At 49.3% G+C, this 19,287-nt stretch carries 18 protein-coding genes; 9 read left to right on the plus strand and 9 right to left on the minus strand.

The features are described 5' to 3' along the window. Nucleotides 1-126: 126 nt before the first annotated feature. Complete coding sequence (gene recR, locus A0W33_RS03330; RefSeq protein WP_068839900.1) at nucleotides 127-735, minus strand: recombination mediator RecR; 609 nt, start codon at nucleotides 733-735, stop codon at nucleotides 127-129. A gap of 19 nt (nucleotides 736-754) precedes the next feature. Continuing rightward, the gene (locus A0W33_RS03335; protein WP_068836856.1) at nucleotides 755-1,042 is read right to left on the minus strand and encodes an ATP-dependent Clp protease adaptor ClpS; all 288 of its coding nucleotides are present in this window, start codon (nucleotides 1,040-1,042) and stop codon (nucleotides 755-757) included. Nucleotides 1,043-1,712: 670 nt separating this feature from the next. Here A0W33_RS03335 and A0W33_RS03340 point away from each other — a divergent pair. Both A0W33_RS03340 and A0W33_RS03345 read left to right on the plus strand, forming a co-directional pair. Next, nucleotides 1,713-2,156 (plus strand): nucleotidyltransferase family protein, encoded by a 444-nt coding sequence (locus tag A0W33_RS03340; RefSeq protein ID WP_068836857.1) that lies wholly within the window; start codon nucleotides 1,713-1,715, stop codon nucleotides 2,154-2,156. A gap of 2 nt (nucleotides 2,157-2,158) precedes the next feature. Continuing rightward, a complete protein-coding gene (locus tag A0W33_RS03345; protein ID WP_068836858.1) occupies nucleotides 2,159-2,704 on the plus strand; it encodes a hypothetical protein in 546 nt (181 codons plus the stop codon). Nucleotides 2,705-2,960: 256 nt separating this feature from the next. Here A0W33_RS03345 and A0W33_RS03355 read toward each other — a convergent pair whose 3' ends face one another. From A0W33_RS03355 to A0W33_RS03375, 5 genes are all read right to left on the minus strand, one after another. After that, the gene (locus A0W33_RS03355) at nucleotides 2,961-3,734 is read right to left on the minus strand and encodes a DUF6503 family protein (protein ID WP_068836860.1); all 774 of its coding nucleotides are present in this window, start codon (nucleotides 3,732-3,734) and stop codon (nucleotides 2,961-2,963) included. 106 nt (nucleotides 3,735-3,840) lie between these two features. Then, complete coding sequence (locus tag A0W33_RS03360) at nucleotides 3,841-4,509, minus strand: YceI family protein (RefSeq protein WP_068836861.1); 669 nt, start codon at nucleotides 4,507-4,509, stop codon at nucleotides 3,841-3,843. A gap of 96 nt (nucleotides 4,510-4,605) precedes the next feature. Then, on the minus strand, nucleotides 4,606-5,262 hold the full coding sequence (locus A0W33_RS03365; RefSeq protein ID WP_068836862.1) for a YceI family protein: 657 nt from the start codon (nucleotides 5,260-5,262) through the stop codon (nucleotides 4,606-4,608). A gap of 38 nt (nucleotides 5,263-5,300) precedes the next feature. Further along, nucleotides 5,301-5,750, minus strand: coding sequence for a MarR family winged helix-turn-helix transcriptional regulator (locus A0W33_RS03370; RefSeq protein WP_068836863.1), 450 nt, complete (start codon nucleotides 5,748-5,750; stop codon nucleotides 5,301-5,303). 266 nt (nucleotides 5,751-6,016) lie between these two features. Then, nucleotides 6,017-7,003 (minus strand): enolase C-terminal domain-like protein, encoded by a 987-nt coding sequence (locus tag A0W33_RS03375; protein ID WP_068836864.1) that lies wholly within the window; start codon nucleotides 7,001-7,003, stop codon nucleotides 6,017-6,019. 308 nt (nucleotides 7,004-7,311) lie between these two features. Here A0W33_RS03375 and A0W33_RS03380 point away from each other — a divergent pair, with 308 nt between their 5' ends. Next, entirely contained in the window at nucleotides 7,312-8,748 is a 1,437-nt protein-coding gene (locus A0W33_RS03380) for a dicarboxylate/amino acid:cation symporter (protein WP_068836865.1), read from the plus strand. Nucleotides 8,749-9,105: 357 nt separating this feature from the next. Next, nucleotides 9,106-10,773 carry a gliding motility-associated C-terminal domain-containing protein gene (locus A0W33_RS03385; RefSeq protein WP_068836866.1) on the plus strand — a complete coding sequence of 556 codons (1,668 nt, stop codon included), beginning with the start codon at nucleotides 9,106-9,108 and terminating at the stop codon, nucleotides 10,771-10,773. Between the two features lie 288 nt (nucleotides 10,774-11,061). Here A0W33_RS03385 and A0W33_RS03390 read toward each other — a convergent pair whose 3' ends face one another. Next, a complete protein-coding gene (locus tag A0W33_RS03390) occupies nucleotides 11,062-11,439 on the minus strand; it encodes an NHL repeat-containing protein (RefSeq protein WP_139237195.1) in 378 nt (125 codons plus the stop codon). Between the two features lie 57 nt (nucleotides 11,440-11,496). Continuing rightward, nucleotides 11,497-11,898 (minus strand): NHL repeat-containing protein, encoded by a 402-nt coding sequence (locus A0W33_RS03395; RefSeq protein WP_068836868.1) that lies wholly within the window; start codon nucleotides 11,896-11,898, stop codon nucleotides 11,497-11,499. A 663-nt stretch (nucleotides 11,899-12,561) separates the two neighbouring features. On the opposite strand from A0W33_RS03395, the gene A0W33_RS03400 reads away from it, so the two are divergent. The 5 genes from A0W33_RS03400 (at nucleotide 12,562) to A0W33_RS03420 (ending at nucleotide 19,188) form a co-directional block, all read left to right on the plus strand. Next, a complete protein-coding gene (locus A0W33_RS03400; RefSeq protein WP_068836869.1) occupies nucleotides 12,562-12,822 on the plus strand; it encodes a hypothetical protein in 261 nt (86 codons plus the stop codon). Nucleotides 12,823-13,012: 190 nt separating this feature from the next. Then, on the plus strand, nucleotides 13,013-14,596 hold the full coding sequence (locus tag A0W33_RS03405) for an amidohydrolase family protein (RefSeq protein WP_068836870.1): 1,584 nt from the start codon (nucleotides 13,013-13,015) through the stop codon (nucleotides 14,594-14,596). Between the two features lie 372 nt (nucleotides 14,597-14,968). After that, nucleotides 14,969-16,327 carry a M16 family metallopeptidase gene (locus A0W33_RS03410; RefSeq protein ID WP_068836871.1) on the plus strand — a complete coding sequence of 453 codons (1,359 nt, stop codon included), beginning with the start codon at nucleotides 14,969-14,971 and terminating at the stop codon, nucleotides 16,325-16,327. 37 nt (nucleotides 16,328-16,364) lie between these two features. After that, nucleotides 16,365-18,011, plus strand: a complete 1,647-nt coding sequence (locus A0W33_RS03415; protein WP_068836872.1) for a M16 family metallopeptidase — start codon at nucleotides 16,365-16,367, stop codon at nucleotides 18,009-18,011. Between the two features lie 178 nt (nucleotides 18,012-18,189). Then, entirely contained in the window at nucleotides 18,190-19,188 is a 999-nt protein-coding gene (locus tag A0W33_RS03420) for a c-type cytochrome (protein ID WP_068836873.1), read from the plus strand. Nucleotides 19,189-19,287: the final 99 nt, after the last annotated feature.

The following is a 19,287-nucleotide window of genomic DNA, read 5'->3' on the forward strand; positions in this document are numbered from 1 at the left end:
TATAGTTTCACCTTGCAAGTAAATAATAGCTTAAGCAGCAGAGGGATGAGCAGGAATTATCAGCCAGAAGGGCATAAAAAAAGGCTGCAGTGGATTTCTGCAGCCTTAAACTAGTTTCTCGTGATTTTATACTTTACCGTAAGCCGTTCGTTCTACAATACTGCGGCCCAGCGTAATCTCATCTGTGTACTCTAGTTCGCCGCCCACCGGCACGCCCCGTGCAATGGTAGTAATGCGCAGGTCAAAGTCACGGAGTTTGCGGGTGAGGTAGAAAGCGGTGGTATCGCCCTCCATGGTGGGGCTAATGGCCAGCAGAATTTCCCGCACTTCGGACTTTGGCAGTCGCTCCAGCAGCGAATCAATGTGCAGGTCGGATGGGCCGATGCCTTCTATCGGAGAGATAACGCCTCCCAGCACATGGTACAGGCCCTTGTATTGCGAAGTGTTTTCAATCGCGATCACATCCCGTATGTCACTTACCACGCACAGTACAGCCTTGTCGCGCAGCGGATTGGCGCATATATCGCAAACGTCGGTATCGGAGATGTTGTGGCACTGCTTACAGTGCTTTACCTCGGTGCGCATTTTCACCAGTGCATTGGCCAGCGAGAACGACTCCTCAGACTCCTCCTTTAGCAGGTGCAGCGCCAGGCGGAGTGCGGTTTTTCTTCCTATGCCGGGCAGCTTCGCAAGCTCTTCCACAGCATTTTCAATCAGTTTCGACGGAAAATTAATCAATCTCTCTTCTCCTCCCCTATTCTATGTCAGCTGAAAGGTCCTTGTCGTGCAGGGCGATGCACATGCCCGAAAGCTCTTCGAAAGAGCCTACTTTCACCGTGCACTTCCCCTTGTAATGAATCAGCATCGTACACTGCTCTGCCTGCTCCGCCGTGTGCTTGCATACTTTCATCAGCGTGTCGATTACGTGGTCAAAAGTGTTCACGTCGTCGTTGTACACCACCAGGTTGCGCATGTCGGTGGTTTCCTCGAGCAACGCAACGTCAAGCTCTTCTTTATGAATAATATCTGTCTCCCAATTCATAGTGCAAAATTACTAAATTATAAGCAGTAATGGAAGCCGCGGCCTAAGTATAAACGGCTTCTGCCCCGGCTGCTTTACACTTCCGAGGCATAGGTTTTAACAAAGCGCGGCACGGTATGATTCCTGTAACTTTGCTATACTTTGATGTCTTCAGGGCAACTCAGATTGTTTAACCCGAGGCAGCAGCACGTAATTTTCTCATAATTCTTTGTACGACAAAGCTTCCCTGATGCATCGGGCTTAATATAGCCACTGGCAGCACAACCCGTTATTTTCCGGCAAGTAGCCAAGTTCTGAAAATGCGCTGATCACCTTAAAAAAGCCACGTAAAGACCGGCTATAGGTAAATAAGAGGCTGCTTTGCATGCTCAAGACAGCGCCATGCGTTGACAAAAAGCTACAAATTACTTACTTTTGTACCAGGCAGCCTATACGGCTGGCCTGGCATACTTTTTCGTTGCTTTTCCGTAAGGCTATAATTTACCACCATTCGGAATTCTCATTGACGCATAAAGCCAGCCCCCCTCTGCCCCTCCCGGCAAGCAGAGCGGTCAGTAAAAAAAAATTGTCGGACAGCAACAATGACTTAACCTATTGGTTATGCCAGCCTACTGAAGCGCGCCTGAAGGCGGTGGAGGCACTGCGGTACCAATACAGTCTATTAGTACAAATGGAGCTGACACACGATTTTCAAGAGTTCGTACAAAAGCTGAACGCCCGTGGGGCAGAGTACATCATAGCTGGTGGCTTTGCCGTGGCGGTGTATGGCTATCCGCGCTACACAGGCGATATCGATATCTGGATTAACCCCACTTCTGAAAATGCTGGGAAAGTACTGCAGGTGCTGCAGGACATGGGCTATTCCGACAAGGAAGTGAACCTGGAGGACCTCACTACCACGGATGTGGTGGTGCAACTGGGATTCCCGCCTAACCGCATTGACCTGGCCACCGGCCTGACAGGCATTACGTTTGACGCCTGCTGGAAGAACAGAGCCACCATGCCCTTTGGGGGCGAAATGGCGAATTTCATCAGCCTGAAAGATCTCAAAAAGAACAAAAAGGCTACTGCCCGCCAGCAGGACCTGCTGGACCTCCAAAACCTGCCCGAGTAAGCATGCCAGCCATATCAGCGGCTTTTCGGCAGGCGGTAATGAGCCTGGGCGACAAAGAAAAGGAAGCCATTATACTTAAAGCTGCTCGCCGCGACGCCGAGTTATACGACATCCTGGCATATGAACTGCTGGAAGAAGTGACGCTGGAGAAGGTGTATGAGGACGCCGCCGACAAGATTCACGCCCTGCTGATTAACGCCAGCGGCCGCAGCCTTAGCAAGGCACTGGTGAAAGCGCTACGCAAGGCAATAAAAGAGATTGCCCGTTTCAAGCGCATTACCAAAGACCCTAAAACCGAGATCGACCTGCACGTGTACACGCTGCGCCTGATCTTCGATAACTTCACCGGCCAGTTCGATAGCTTTTACAAAGGCTTTTTCACGGCCACTGCCCGCTTGCTGCTCCGCACCATTCAGCTTATCCGCAAGAACCTGCACGAAGATTATTATGTGGAGTATAAAACAGATCTGGATGACTTCCTGCAGCAGATCCACAGCCGCCCCAAGTACCTGACCGTGGCCCTGCCCCAGGAGTTTGAGGTGGAGTAATTCTAATTTTGAATGAGTGAATTTTGAATTAATGAATAAGATCTGCAGGGAATGGATGCTTTATACTTGCTTCATTCTTTCTACCTTTCCAACGCACCTGCTGTTCCAAGCTGTCATCCTGGAAGGATCTCGTGGGCGAACTCCAGAAGCTGTTCCTTTTTACAGCCAAAATCTTCGTAAACAAAAAGAGACGGAGCTTATACTTCGCCTTGCCCCCTGAATTCACTCAAACACTCATTCACTCATTCAAAATTCACTAGTTCAGCCCGAATACCTTTACTTCCTCCAGGTTAACCTCTGACACTTTCTCCAGTTTGCCGGCTTCGAAGACCCTGTCGTAATTCGCTATGGGGAAATCTTTGCCGTTATTGGGGGCTTTGTAGTTGTTGTAGTCCTGGAAGCGGATGTTGCCGATCTCGCGTGGGTTGGTGGCCTCGCGGAAGCGCGAACCGCCGCCGTTCTCCTCAAAGTTGTAGGCCAGGTAATCCATGGTATGGCGCTGCTGGTGGAACCAGTATACGTACTCGTCCTCAAAGCCCTCTCCGCCACCCTCCTGCCTAAAGGTAACTTTTACCTTGTGGTAAGGCTCCCCTTTCACGGTGGCTTCTCCTAAGTACTCTTTCTGCACAGCAGCATCGTTCAGGAAGTAGGGCAGCAGCGCAAAGTATATCACCGCGTTTACCGACTCACTGTACGCCTGCTGCTCCTCTTGTGGCAGCGTAACTTCCGCGTCATCCACCGTACGCTTAAAGCCACTGTTGCTCAGCACATCATGCACCCGCTGCCCCGTGGAGTCGGTGAAGGTGCGGCTATACACAAACGCGCCGTTGTCGCGCAGGGCGCGGTATTGCCTGTCGCGGAGCCGGAACGTCACCACGCCCTGCTCCAGGTTCTGAGTACCGTGCGCCGCCAGGGCCGCATCAACAATCTCCTGCGCCTCTGATGGCTTCTCATTGTTAGTGCAGGAGGTAAACGCCAGCAGCAAAGCCAGCAAAAACAAAGTATAGGTGTGGGTTCGAAAGAAATACATGCTCAGGTATAAAGTATGGCCAAAGGTAAGCAAAAGGCGCAAGGCATAAAAAAACCGCACCAGACTAAAAGGCCGGAGCGGTTTTTCAGGATATAATTTAATACGGTTACTGCTTGGCAGTCACGTCAAAAGTAACAGTGAACTCATCGGAGATCGCCTTGTCGCCTAGCTCGCCCAGCAGGGTCTCGGAGCCATAACGCACATCATACTTAGAGCGATCTACCTTTACATCGGCTTTTGCGTTTACAGTGCCATTCTGGATGTTCACCGTTGCCGGGAAGCTCACAGGCTCTGTTTTGCCTTTGATTGTCAGGTTACCTTCTACGTTATAGTTCGGCTGGCCGGCAGCTGCATTCTGGATCGGGGATGCGTTCACCAGCTCGAATGTAGCTGTTGGATGTGCCTCCACGCCGAAGAAGTCATCAGACTTCAGGTGTCCTACCAGGTTTGCGTTATCTTCTGCTGCTGTGATATCGGTGTTGGTGATAGTCGTCATGTCGATCACGATGTTACCACCCACCAGTTGGTTGTCCGCTACGCGCAGTTCACCACCCTGCAGCTCAATTTCACCTCTGTGCTCGCCAGCTACTTTCGTTCCATGCCACTTCACGTTGCTTTGGTCCTGTACAATCTGGTAAGCTTCGCCTTCAGTTGTTGCTGCGGCAGCTTCTTCAGTTGTCACGGCAGTTGTTTCTTCCACTGCTTCCGTTTCGCCTCCGCAAGCAGTAAAGAAAAGGGCTGCGGCAAACGTGGCATAAATGGCTGTTTTTTTCATGATTCGTCTTTTTAATTTATACTTATACTTCGTTTCTAAAAAATAAACCACTCCGGTTTAAGGTGCCGGAGTGATTTTATACTTGTCTTTCTGTGATTACTGCTTTGCAGTCACATCCAGCGTTACTACAAACTCATCCATAATCGCTTTGTCGCCAAGGCCATCAAAAAAGCTGTTGGAGCCGTAGCGCACGTCATACTTGGAGCGGTCGATGGTTACGTCGCCTTTGGCTGTCGCTACACCGTTGCGCACTGAAACAGTGGCAGGAAAAGAAACAGGCTTCGTGATGCCTTTTATTGTCAGGTCGCCGGTTACGGTGGCGTTTGGCTTGCCTGCGGCAGCCTTTGCGTTAGACTTTACTTCGGTGATTTTGAAAGTGGCGGTCGGGTGCTTCTCCACGCTGAAAAAATCATCAGACTTCAGGTGGCCGATCAGTTTGCCGTTGTACTCAGCATCCTTTATATCGGAGCAGGTCATCGCGTTCATGTCGATCACGAAGGTACCGCCCACAATCTTGTTTCCCTCAACCAGCATCTGGCCGCTCTTAAGGCCAATGTTGCCCATGTGCTCGCCGGTAACTTTCTTGGCGTGCCACTTCAGGTCGCTCTTGGCCACGTCTACATTGTAAGCACGAGCCTTCGCGGGCGCAGCCACTTCGGTAGCAGCCTTCGCAGCTGCATTGTTTGTGTTGCCTGCGGAAGCGGAGAACACCAGCGCACTAGCAAGTGAGGCTAAAATAACGTACTTTTTCATCTGTTTGATCTTTAAACTTTAGTGGTTATGGTTTTTTGTTAGTCTCTGATTTTGTCAAGCAATACATTCAGTTGGGCAGCTTCTTCCTCGGTAAGGTTGGTGATGCCGGTACCCTTGCCGCCCTCCAGCACGTCCATTTCCTTCAGGAGATCCAGCCCTTTGGCTGTGATCAGCACATCCACGGTGCGGCGATCGGCAGGACACTGCTTGCGCGTTACCAGCTCCTTTGCCTCCAGCTTGTCCACAATGCGCGAGGCATTAGAGGTTTTATCCAGCATGCGCTCAATCAGCATGCTGATGGTAGCCGGCTTCGGGTGCTGTCCCCGCAGAATGCGCAACACGTTGTACTGGGGCAGTGTAACGCCGAACGGCTTAAACATAGCCGACTGCCGCTGCTCCAGGTACCCCGACGTATACACCACGTTGATGTAGGCTTTCTGGTACTCACTCTTAAAAGAACCTTGCTTTATTTCTTCTTCTATCTTCATATCAAGCCTCTGCTTCAGAATGACAATGCAAATGTATGTACATACATTTAATGTATCAACAGTTATTGCAAATTTATTTTAACCACTTTAAATAAATGCCTGTGTAACAGGTTTTCCGGGCTTTTGTTCAGCTGCCTAAAACATGTCGTTATATAACAGGCTATTTAACCGCTCAAAAAAGTATAACGAAACGCATCGCCATATCTTTTATATCCTATATTAAGTTGTTTGGTTGAATTCTTTCACGCTTTAGTATAGGGACAGGGCTACAGGTACAGAAACCCCTCCCGCTCCTTCACCAGCCCGAAAGGGTCCTGCTCCAGCGCCAGGAAGCCGCTAAGATCCACAAAATCGAAAGCGTTGGAGAGTTGCAGCGCGCTCCAGGTGCTTAGGCTTGTCTCCACCACCGAGTTCAACACCGTCAGAAGTCCGTTGTTTTTGGCCTGCTGCAGCAGCCGCACAGTGTTCAGGTAGCCGCCCGCTTTCATAAGCCGGATGCTGATGCCGTGAAACTGTGTGCGCAGCATGTCGAAATCAGCCTCATCGGTCAGCGACTCCTCTGCAATCAGCGGGATCGGGGTTTCGTTTTTGAGATGCGCATAGGCAGCTACCTTAGCAGCGGGCATTGGCTGCTCCACAAAAAGCACGCGCCGGCGGTCAAGGCTCTCCAGGAATACCAGCAGCGCATCAGGGTTCTGCCAGCTTTCATGGCCATCCAGCACAAGCGGCAAATCCGTGACCTGCAGCAGCTCGTGCACCAGGGGCATGCCTGCTTCCGGGCTCACCCTCACTTTCAGGTGCTGAAACCGGTCCAGGTCGTGGTGCTGCACAAACTCCCGCACTTGCCACGGCTCCAGCGCGGGCAAGGTAAAGCCGGTGGCCTGCGCCTGCGGCAGCGACTGGCCCAGCAGCTGGTAAACCGGTATGGCCTTGTGCTGGCAAAAGTAATGCAGGTAAGCCGACTCAATGGCAAAGCGGAGCGCATTCACCGGTGGGTGCTGCACCAGCAACTGCAGGAGCTCATCCATACTTTGCAGCTGGGGTAGGCCAGCCAGCAGCAGGACTTTGTACTGTTTCAGCAGCAGCTCGGGTGTTTCGCCATAGCGCAGGGCAAGTGCTGCCTCCCCAAACCCACTGTACGTGCCGTCCGACACCTGCACGAGGAAATTGATCTTCCCGTTGCCTGCGGCCTGTGCCGCACTGCGGCTATACTGTAATTTCAGGTCCAGGGCCTCGATGCGCCATATCAGCATAGGTGGTAAAGGGTTAAAGGTTGAGGGCTTGAATTTGCACTTTTTATCGCAAACAAGCCAATTTTGCGTTGGCTTCCACTGGCTATACTTCTATTTGTTTTCAGGATGCGGTGGCGCCAATAAATTAATTTTACAATACGCCCCGGGCTGCTTGCAGATGCATTTCCAACACTTATATTTGCTAAGTTTTTGTAGGTGTGCCCTGTCGGCAAATTCATCATTTCAAGGCTTTTCAGCCGCACTTGCTACAAAGGCTTTTCTTGAGGAAAAGGCTAATCCGACCCTTTCCTTTTTACAACTCACTGTATATGAAAAAGTCTTTATTACCGATGGCGGCGCTGCTAAGTATAACTGTGGCGGCCATCCTGACTGTACTGCAGCAGTACAGCTTTATTTCACTGCCGGCAGAGGTGCTGATGGGCGTGCGTTGGACGGTGGTGGGCGTTTTGCTGCTCTACGGCCTGCAGAAGCGCTCCCTCACCACCTGGATTCTGGTCAGCATGGTGGTGGGCTGCGCCATAGGCTACGACTTCCCCGGGTTTGCCGTCAGCCTGAACGTGCTGAGCAAGATCTTCCTCAAGCTGATCAAGACCATCATCGCCCCGCTTATCTTCGCCACGCTGGTGGTGGGCATTGCCGGCCACTCCAACCTGAAGCAGGTGGGCAGCATGGGTTGGAAAGCCATCCTGTACTTTGAGATCGTTACCACGCTGGCCCTGTTCATCGGCCTGGCCGCCATCAACATCAGCCGCGCCGGCGTGGGCATAGACCCGGGACTGGCGCAGAGCCAGGAGGAGATCGCCCCGGTGGCCGCGCAGAGCACATCCGACATCATCCTGCACGTGTTCCCCGAGAACATCGTGAAGTCCATATCCGAGGGGCAGGTGCTGCAGATTGTGGTGTTCAGCGTCCTGTTCGCCATCGGCCTTGCCATGGTGGGCGAGAAGAAGCGCAAGCCGATGCTGGACTTCTGCGAGAGCCTCTCCGAGACCATGTTCAAGTTCACCAACATCATCATGTACTTCGCCCCGATCGGTGTGGGCGCCGCCATTGCCTACACGGTGGGGCACATGGGCTTCGGCATCCTGCTGAACCTGTTCCAGCTGCTCATCACCCTCTACGTGGCCCTGATCGTCTTTGCGGTGGTGGTGCTGCTGCCGGTGGCCCTGATCGCCCGCGTGCCGATCGTGCGTTTCCTGAAAGCCATCTCCGGCCCGGTGTCCATCGCCTTTGCCACCACCAGCTCGGAGGCGGCCCTGCCGCGCGCCATGGAGGAGATGGAGAAGCTGGGCGTGCCGCGCAAGATCGTGGCCTTCGTTATGCCTACCGGCTACAGCTTTAACCTCGACGGCACTACCTTGTATCTGGCCCTCGCCTCCGTTTTCGTGGCCCAGGCCGCGGGCATCAACCTGACGTGGGAGCAGCAGCTGGTGATGGTGTTCACCCTGATGCTGACGAGCAAAGGCGTGGCCGGTGTGCCGCGCGCCTCCCTGGTGATCCTGCTGGGCACCGTGGCCTCGTTCAACCTGCCGGTGTGGCCGGTGTTCGCCATACTTGGCATCGACGAGCTGATGGACATGGCCCGCACATCGGTGAACGTGACCGGTAACTGCCTTGCCACCGCCGTAGTGGCCCGCTGGGAGGGCGAGTTCCACCCGGAGCGCGAAGTAGGCCTGGTGGAAACCTCGAACCCGGAGTTGCTTCAGAAACTGGAGGAAGAAAACAGAGTTGCAAAATTGGTGTAAGTATACCGCGCAGCTAAGTATATAAATACTCCTGCTTATATTATTAAACCCGCCCCTATTGTCCATTGGCAGTTGGGGCGGGTTTTGGATTTTAAAGTAATGAAGGCCTCCGCTATAAACTACCCTAAAATGTATTTAGCCTATATAGTATATTCGTTAGCCCGATTCCATTTATCTGCCTATATTGGGCAATTAAGAATAATAAAATAATGAGAAATAGTCAAATATAGATTCAATAGATGCGAAAGTTAATGGCTTTTGCATCTATTGAATTTAGCTGTGCCCCGTTCATTTTACGCCCTGCTGGAAAACAAATAATAATCTTTACCTGTGCATACCTCGCATACTTCTGCTTTTATGAATCTTAGAATCTGCTCCCTTATAATATTTCTACTTTTCCCCCTTTTTAGCGACAGCTCTAACCTAATTGCACAAGATAATGGATGGCTGAAAAGATACGGCAGTTCTGAAACTAACAATTTTAGCTCTTCTCTTCTTACACCAGCGGGTGACGTAATTTTAACAGGATACTTTACAGGAGGTGAAGGCAGGATGCTTTTGGGTAATGTTGAACTAGTCAGTCATGCTCCTAAAGAGAAAAGCTGTGGATTTATTGCAAAGGTAAACAGAAGTGGTGAAACTGTCTGGGCACAGACACTACAGAGCACTTTTGGAGGAGTTCTGCATACAGCCACCCTAGATACTAAGGGAAACATATACGTTATGGGAAATTTTATAGGGGAATTAACATATGGCTCTCAAAAATACGTTAGCTTTCCAAATACTCCTCAAAGCTTCCTGGCAAAATATGATCCGGAGGGCAGACCTCTTTGGGTTTGGATGGCACCTGCCTCCATCTATTTTAATGCATTTAATGCAGTTGCTGCCGACCCCTTGAATAACATTTATTTCGCTTACAATGAATCACAAACAATATATTCTGATAGACTGGGATATAATCTTAAACTAGCAAAATTAGATGTAAATGGAAATCTGCTTTCAGACCAGTTGATAGCAGAATCAGTACATTCAATCGGTTGTACTTCCATTAAATTTAATACACAGTTACAACCTGTATTGCTGGGATCTTATAAAGACAAGATTGTAATAGGAAGTCAGGAGCATGCATCACCAAATACATTTAACATGTTCCTACTAAAATCTACAACAAACGGAATACCCCTATGGTCTATAGACATAGGCAAAAATGCTCACACCTTAAGCGGAAGCAGTGAGTTAGCCCTAGATGATGCAAATAACATATATGTTGCAGGTAGCTTTTCTGATTCACCTGCAAAGGTTACTGTACTCAAGAAATTTAATTTAAATGGAAGGCTGATCTGGCAATATACCCTTGACAGAGAACTGGTGCCCTATTTAGGCGGCTTAGCGGGCACAAGTTTAAAAATTACTAGTAGCCACCATATTATACTTACAGGCTTTTTCTCCGGTGATGTTAGTTTCGGTTCAACTCGTTTCAAGACACAATTTCCAGAATACACAGATCTTTTTGTTACTAAAATAACCAAAGACGGACAAGTAGCAGGGGCAATCCGCTCAGATGCAAAAGGCGCTGTCAATCCCATGTCTATACTTATTAATAACATGGGCGATTTCTACGTGTCTGGTTCTTTTGTATCAGACAACTTCGTTTTTCAAAATTCAACATCGAAGCAATCAGGAAACTTTTACGATATATTTCTTTTGAAAGGCTCTCTTGCGGCTCTGGAAACAAATGAAATACCAGAAGAAATAGAAGAAAATAATAGTCCGGCTCTCATCATACCTAATATCATCACGCCTAATGGTGATGGGAAGAATGATGCTTTTGTTATAAACACGCTACAGCAAGATACAGAGAACCTAATTCTGATATACAACAGGTGGGGCAAGCTCGTATACCAGTCTAAATCCTATCAAAATGACTGGTCTGCCGCCGGACTTCCTAATGGCTCTTATTTCTATGTGCTGCAGCACCTTAAAACAAACCGGCAATACAAAGGCTGGGTGGAGGTAATGAGATAGCATGATGGGATAGACGGTAAAAAAATCAAAAGCACTTGGTGCCGTGAAGATTACCGACTGAATCAGTAAAAAAACATAGTAAAGCAGGTGCCAGACAAACCAAACGTATTAGTAATACGTGGTCGTAATAAGCGACGAAGCAGAACAGCTGAGTATATATTTGAGAACTAATAAATGTGTTTTGCCATTAGATTTGCTAGACTCAGCTTTATTTATCTATTGGCAAAATACATAAGTAAGATTTTTTTTAGCAGATACAGCTAATTTTTTGTTTCTAGACACAGCAGCCTATTCTTGCCTCCACCTCTGTACACGTGCATTTCCAGAATCAGCTACATAGATGTATCCCTTTTCATCCACAAAGATGCCTGTTGGCTCAGTTAACTGGAAAGCTGCGTTACCTGGTCCTTTGCCTCCAGCAACAATAACACCCTCAGTGGCTCCTGGTGCCCACTTCTGGACGCGGTCATAATGAGAGTCCGTTACATAAACATTACCTTCAGCATCCACAAACAAACCATGAGGAAATACAAGATGGCTTGATGTTTGGCCTTCTATTCTTTCTCCTGCGACAGTGATACCTACCGAGTTTCCAGGGGGATACTTTTGAACACGCTTGCTCCCGTACTCAACAACATAAATGTTTCCCTGTGGGTCCACGTGGATCCCTTTGGGAGAGTAGCTATTTTCAACTACGGTAACGCCTTCCTTTGCACCAGGGGCCTACTTCTGAACACGGTTGTTTCTGGAGTCAGCTACATAAATGTTACCTGCCTTGTCAACGAAAACTCCCCATGGATTGTCTAACTGGTTGGCTGCACTGCCCCAACCTTTCCCTCCCGCTACGGTTATGCCTTTTAAGGCACCTGGTGCCCATTTCTGTACGCGGTGGTTGGCTTCATCAGATACATACACATTACCTTCTGCGTCAACGTGTACACCTTTAGCATGAAAGCTAAGTTGGTTATCATTATCTCCAAAATTATTGCCGCCTGCCACAGTAACTACTAAGGGCTCCTTTGGCGCTGGCTCGGGCGCTTCTTCCTTTTCACCGCAAGAAATAGTTAATAGGAGCAGCGAAAAAGCAAAACTTCTTAAAAGGGGGAGAGAAATGTAATGTTTCATTCTGTTTGTTTTTATAGTTTAGAATTGAGACACAATATAAGTTATATAAAAGAAACGCTATAGTAGATTTGTCCAATGTTACAGTCAATACAAAAAACAGAGGCAACCGAAAAGCCATTCGGCATGGATGGTTTTTATTGTGCGCTTGAAACATACAATTCCTATTATGTCTACCTGCCGTACATTTAGCCATTATAGAGATGGTTGTGATAATGTTCTTCTTTCCGAAGTCGTCTTTTAGTAGATATCAAGCTGAATTCATTTTCTAAGGGCTTTCAGCCTGCACTAGCCAGTATTTAGAGAATTATTTTAAAAAACTTCATTCTGAACGACGTGGAAAATTGAGTTTGATATTAAAAGAGATCAAAAGCAGGAGAACACCACCTGAGAGGAGATACAAGATATTGTGTCTGATGTAATTAATAAGAATATATAGTATAAGCCTGTATTAAAATAGTCTGTTGTTCAGCATAACTTCTTTTTTTAAAGCAGTTGATTTTAGCTTAAATCTATAATGGCTGCACTCTCCATGCTTACAGAGAAATCACCCCTTCGTCGAGGTTATATCACTATATAGCCACACTCTTAGTCTTCACCTGCAAAATTTCGTAGTCTAAAACGCTACTTGATGCACAGTCATTATCAATCAACAAAAAAGTACATATGAGACACAGGTTTGCAGCCCTGTTGCTGCTGCTGACTGTTGCCCTTACCTCGGCAACGGCACAGCAAAACAGCCAGAAAGACAAAATCCTGCCCTACCCTATTCACCAAAAGGAACTTGCCAATGGCCTGAACGTGGTCACGGTGCCATACAACAGCCCGGGCCTGGCAGCTTTTTACATTGTGGTGCGGGCGAGCTCCCGCGAGGAAGTGGAAAAAGGCAAAACCGGCTTTGCCCACCCTATTATTTCTTTTAACTAAATAATTAGAAAATATTTTGAAGTAAGCTAACACAGGAGGGGCAGTTGAGCTAAATTATAAAAAAGGGCTTAGCCTAACCAAACCTATTGTGCATAAACGCACAATAGCCAGAACGTTACTATCCCCCTATTTATACCCTTTTTTTCTCATAAATTCATATATTAGTCTCTCCTAACTAACTAGAGGTTCAATGAAAAGGCCCCTGCTCACTTTTATACTTTGCTCTATCTTTTTCACATCGCTGGCCCAGGTTCGGAAAGCACCTCCGAGACAGGAAGGTGAAGGCCCCTGGCCTCAACTCATTATTCGTGGGGTTACCCTGATCAATGGGAATGGCGCACCGCCAACCGGACCGGTAGATGTTGTGGTGGAGAACAACAAGATCGTTGCTATAAAAACCGTTGGTTACCCCGGGGTAAAAATAGATGCTGCAAGCAGGCCTAAACTTAAGATCGGTGGCAAAGAGCTTGATGCCACTGGTATGTACCTGCTGCCAGGATTTGTAGATACGCACGGCCATATCGGTGGTGAAGCCCAGGGCGCAGATGCAGAATACGTTTTCAAATTGTGGCTGGCTCATGGTGTTACCACTGTTAGAGATCCTTCGGCAGGCAATGGGTTGGATTGGGTGCTCGACCAGAAAAGAAAGAGTGCCAAAAATGAAATTACCGCGCCACGTATTTTGGCTTATACAGCTTTCGGGCAAGGTAGTAGTGAGCCGATCAGTACGCCGGAGATGGCACGCAAGTGGGTGAAGAACAATGCGGCCAAGGGTGCAGACGGTATAAAATTCTTTGCTGCCAGCCCGAAGATTATGGCTGCCGCGCTCGAACAGAACAAGAAGGAGGGCCTCCGGTCTGCCGGACACCACGCCCAGATGGATGTAGCCCGTTGGAACGTACTGCACTCTGCAAGGGCAGGCCTTACTTCTATGGAGCATTGGTACGGCTTGCCGGAAGCGCTTTTTACCGACCGTACCATTCAAAATTATCCTGCCGATTACAACTATAACAACGAGCAGGATCGCTTTAGTGAAGCAGGTAAGCTGTGGCAGCAGGCTGCTCCGCCCTATTCTGAAAAATGGAACCAGGTGATGGATGAATTGCTTTCCCTGGATTTCACCATTGGACCAACGTTTAACATTTATGAGGCAAGCCGTGATCTGATGCGAGCAACCCGTGCTGAGTGGCACGAAACCTATACCATGCCTTCTCTTTGGGAGTTTTACCAGCCCAGCAAGGTATCGCACGGCTCTTACTGGCATTACTGGGGTACTGAGCAGGAAGTAGACTGGAAAAACAACTACAGGCTATGGATGACTTTCATTAACGAATACAAAAACCGTGGCGGCCGCGTTACAGCGGGTTCAGACTCAGGCTTTATTTTCCAGTTATACGGCTTTGCTTATATCAGAGAACTAGAGCTGCTACGGGAGGCAGGTTTTCATCCATTAGAAGTGATCAGGGCAGCTACCCTAAACGGTGCCGAGGCCTTGGGCATGGACGACAAGATAGGTTCGGTGGAGATAGGAAAGCTGGCCGATTTTGTGATTGTAGCGGAAAACCCATTGGTGAACCTGAAAGTGCTTTATGGTACCGGGGCGATAAAGCTTACAGAAGATAACGAAGTAGTACGGGTTGGCGGGGTAAAGTATACCATCAAAGACGGCATTGTTTACGATGCAAAAGCCCTTTTGGAAGATGTTGCGCAGATGGTAGCTAAAGAAAAAGAAAAGACCGGCTATAAGATCATGCAGCCGGGAATTAAGGAGTAACAGGAAATTTCCTTCAAGTTTTCAAAGACCTTTATGAGAAAGTCGAGGGAAAATTATTGTCGATTTTAAAATAGCGGGAGAATATTTCTGTAGAGGAAGTAGTAGATATTACGCTGAAGCGACAGATAAAAATGTAAGGCAGGTAATCAATCTATACTTAGAGAATCTGTTGCTGAGCATGCATTAAAATGTTTTCAGTAACAGATTTTTGCTTAAAACTAAAAATTGCCGCACGCACACTCACAGAGAAATCTGCCTCTTAGTCGGGCTTATATCGCTATATAGCCACGCTCTTAGCCCTAAAGATCAAAATCTCGTAGTCTAGAATGCTACTTGTTTCACAAGCATTTAACATTCAACGAAATAGTACATATGAGACACAGATTTGCAGCCCTGTTGCTGCTGCTTGCTATTGCCTTTTCCCCGGCAATGGCACAGCAAAGAAGCCAGAAAGACAAAATCCTGCCCTACCCTATTCACCAGAAAGAGCTGGCCAACGGCCTGAATGTGGTAACGGTGCCTTACAACAGCCCGGGCCTGGCAGCCTTTTACATTGTGGTGCGGGCGGGCTCCCGCGAGGAAGTGGAAAAAGGTAAAACCGGCTTCGCCCACTTTTTTGAGCACATGATGTTTCGGGGCACCGACAACTACTCTAAAGAAGCTTATGGCGATATTTTGAAAGCCATTGGGGCCTCTGCCAACGCCAACACCTCCATCGACCGCACCGTGTACCACATGACGGGCAACGCCGAAATGCTGGACAAGATGTTTGAAATTGAGGCCGACCGTTTCCAGAACCTGAACTACAGCGTGCACGACTTTAAAACAGAGGCCGGCGCCGTGAAGGGCGAGTACACCAAGAACTCCGCCAGCCCCTACCAGCAGCTGTATGAGAAACTGGTGAGCACCGCCTTCACCAAACATACATACGCGCACACCACTATGGGCTTTTTTGAGGATGTGGTAGACATGCCCAACCAGTACGATTACTCCCTCACTTTCTTCGACCGCTTTTACCGCCCCGAGTATGCTACAATAGTGGTAGTAGGTGATGTAACGCCGGAGCGCGTGAATGCCCTGGCACAGCAGTACTTCGGCGACTGGAAGCGCGGCAACTATAAGCCTAAAATAGCCACGGAGCCAAAGCAAACAGAAACCCGCTATGCCCACGTGAAACAGGAAGGCTTTCCGCCTTACCTCACGCTGGCTTTTAAAGGGCCGGCTTTCTCTGACAAGGACAAGGACCTCCCGGCTCTAAGTATCCTCTCCACGCTACTCTTTGCCGAAAACTCCGATTTGTACCGCAAACTGGTGGTGGAAGAGCAGAAGGCACGCTTTATTGGTGGTGGCCCGCAGTTCTCCCGCGATCCAAACCTGATCTCCGTGTCGGCCTCGCTGTTGGATGCAAAGGACATGCAGTACGTGAAAGACGAACTGATGAAAGCGCTGAACCAGGCGAAAACGAAGCCGATGGATTCGAAGAAAATCGAGGAAACAAAGTCGCGCATCAAGTATTCGTTTGCCATGAGTATGGATAGCCCGGATGCGATCGCCAATTCGCTGGCCCGTTTCATCTGGCTTTCCGGCGATCCGGAGTCGCTCAACAACATCTACAGTGTGTACGATACCATCACGGCAGATGACCTGATGCGCGTGGCAAAGAAGTATTTCACGCCAGCAACCATGACCGTGGGCACCATCGCCCCAACAGAAAAGTCGCCGGTAAAGTAAGGCGGTGTTCTCTCAAGTATAAACCGATCGCAAGCACATGAGCATGAAAAAAATAGCTGCCTACATACTTCCCTTTGCCCTGCTGGCCACCTCGTGCGCCAGGCAGCCGCAGGAAGCACAGCAAACCAATACCGAAACAACCACAACGGCTACTACCGCCGCAACAACCCCTTTCAACGCAAACGAGGCATTTGGTCCCGGTAAGGTGGTGGAACTGAAGCAGCCCGAATCAAACAAGGTGATCATCAAGCTGATGTTCAAAAACGGCTCGATGGTGGACCCGGAAGATAAAAAGGGCCTGACTTATACTACCGCCCAGATGATTTCCGAATCGGGCACGCAGGACATGACCATAACAGAAATCAAGGATAAGATTTTTCCGTGGGCAGCCGAGTACGGGGCCAATGTGGACAAGGAGGTAACAACCTTTACCTTTGCGGTGCACACCGACTTCCTTGATCAGTTTTATCCCATTGTGCGTGGCCTGATGCTGAACCCTGCCTTTGCCGAGGAGGATTTCAAACGCGTAAAGTCGAACCAGCAGAACTTTGTGGACCAGGTGATTCGGGCCTCTTCGGATGAGGAGTACAGCAAAAAAGCGCTGGAAGACCTACTGTTCCGGGGCACCAACTACCAGCATGTGGTGGAAGGCACTTCCGCCACCGTGCCGAACATTACGCTGGAGGACGTTAAGAAACACTGGCGCAACTACTTTACCCGAAACAACGTGCTGATTGGCATAGCAGGCAACTACAGCCAGGAATTCCTGGACAGGCTGAAGGCCGATGTAGCGCAACTATCGGAGGTAACGCCCAACATTCCTAAAGCCGGAGAGCCAAACAAGCCGAATGGCATTCAGGTGGAAATTATCAAGAAAAATGATGCGCTTGGTTCTGCCATCTTCACAGGCACCCCCATGCCGGTTACCCGCTCTGCCGATGATTTTGCTGCCCTGATGGTGGCTAACTCCTACCTGGGCGAGCACCGCAAAAGCTATGGCCAACTGTACGACAAGATCCGGACAACGCGCTCGATGAACTACGGCGACTACTCTTACATTGAGTGGTACGACCAGGGCGGCTCCTACCAGTTGCCCAACCCCGGCGTGCCGCGTACCTCGAACTACTTTGCCCTCTGGATTCGCCCGGTGCAGATTGCCGAGGGCCTGCAAAAGCAGTATGCCGAGCTGAAGGGAATAGATGTGGGCCATGCCCATTTCGCGCTGAGGCTGGCCATTCGGGAGGTGGATGACCTGATTAAGAACGGGCTGACGCAGGAGGAGTTTGAGCTGACACGCAAGTTCCTGCGCTCATATATGAAGCTCTACATCCAGACAACTGAGAAGCAACTGGGCTTTTTGATGGACTCGCGCTTTTACGGCCGCCAGAACTATATTGAGGAGATGGACCAGTTGCTGGCTAACCTGACAGTGGAGGACGTGAACGAGGCGGTGAAGAAATACTGGCAGACGGAAAACATGTTTATCACCATCGTGACGGATGACAGTGAGGCCGAACCGCTGAAACAGGCGCTCCTGAACAATACACCCTCGCCAATGAGCTACTCCAACCTTGTAAAGGAGGGCCTTCCGCAGGAGGTTCTGGCAGAGGACGAAGAGGTTGCCAACTATAAACTGAACGTGAAAGATGTAAAGATCATCGACAGCAAAGACACCTTCAAGTAACTCATTCTTAGGTCTTAAACAAATGAAAAAAGCCGCATGATTATTTCTGCGGCTTTTTTATTTGCCTCTGCCCATCAAATTATTCACCACACTAAATATCCAGGAAGTTGCAAAAAAGTTGTGTTGCTTACTATAAATATTTTAACATAATTTATACTTATAATAAGCAAGTCTAAGTATGAAAAAAGTATTTAAAGTGATTGGCTATGTACTGATGGCTGCCATGGTAGCTGTCGCAGCTGGGGTAATCTACCTGCAGTACGCTTTTCCGAATGTGGATGCGGCACCAAACATAAATGTGGTGAAAAGCTCTGACCAGATAGAACGCGGTCGTTACCTTGCCAACCATGTCACCGTCTGCATTGACTGCCACTCTACCCGGGACTTTTCCCGCCTGGCCGGACCTCCCGTGCCCGGTACGGAAGGCAAAGGCGGCGACAGGTTTGACCACTCCTTTGGCTTCCCGGGCACCTTCTACGCCAGAAACATCACCTCCGACAAGGAAACAGGCATTGGCTCCTGGACGGACGGCGAAATATACCGAGCCATCACCAAGGGTGTAAGCAGGAACGGAGAACCACTCTTCCCGGTGATGCCGTACAAGTCGTACCGCAACCTGACAACTGAAGATGCCTATGCCATTGTGGCCTATATCCGCACGCTGGCTCCTGTTAAGCACCAGGTGCCGGCGTCTGACCCTGATTTCCCGGTGAACCTCTTGCTGCGTACCATGCCGTCTAACGACGCACCGCCCGCCCTGCAGCAAACAGCACTGAACGATGAACTAGCCCGGGGCGAGTACCTGACAACCATAGGCGGCTGCGCTGATTGCCACACACCAAAAGATAAAAAGACAGCAGGCAAGAGTTTTGCAGGTGGCATGGACTTCACCTTTCCAAACGGTGCCGTGCTGCGGGCAGCCAATCTCTCTCCCGACAAGCAGCATGGTATAGGACGTTGGACAGAGGATGCGTTTGTGCGCCGGTTTAAGATGTTTGAGGACCCGGCGTTGACAGAAAAGCAGCTGGCACCCGGCGATTTCCAGACGCTGATGCCCTGGAAAATGTATTCCGGCATGAAGGAGGAGGACCTGCGGGCCATTTATACCTATTTAATGAGCCTGGAGCCAAGCCCGAATAAGGTGGTGAAGTATACGCCGGCACCGGAGAAGTCCTGACCTTTGGCAAGTATAAAACAGCACCAGAGAGCCGCCCGCACCTGCAGACGGCTTTTTTTTGTGCCCCAGATGTCGTATCATCGCTGCCAGTATCAACTT

Origin of the sequence: Pontibacter akesuensis, from assembly GCF_001611675.1 — a bacterium.
Taxonomy (GTDB): Bacteria; Bacteroidota; Bacteroidia; order Cytophagales; family Hymenobacteraceae; genus Pontibacter; species Pontibacter akesuensis.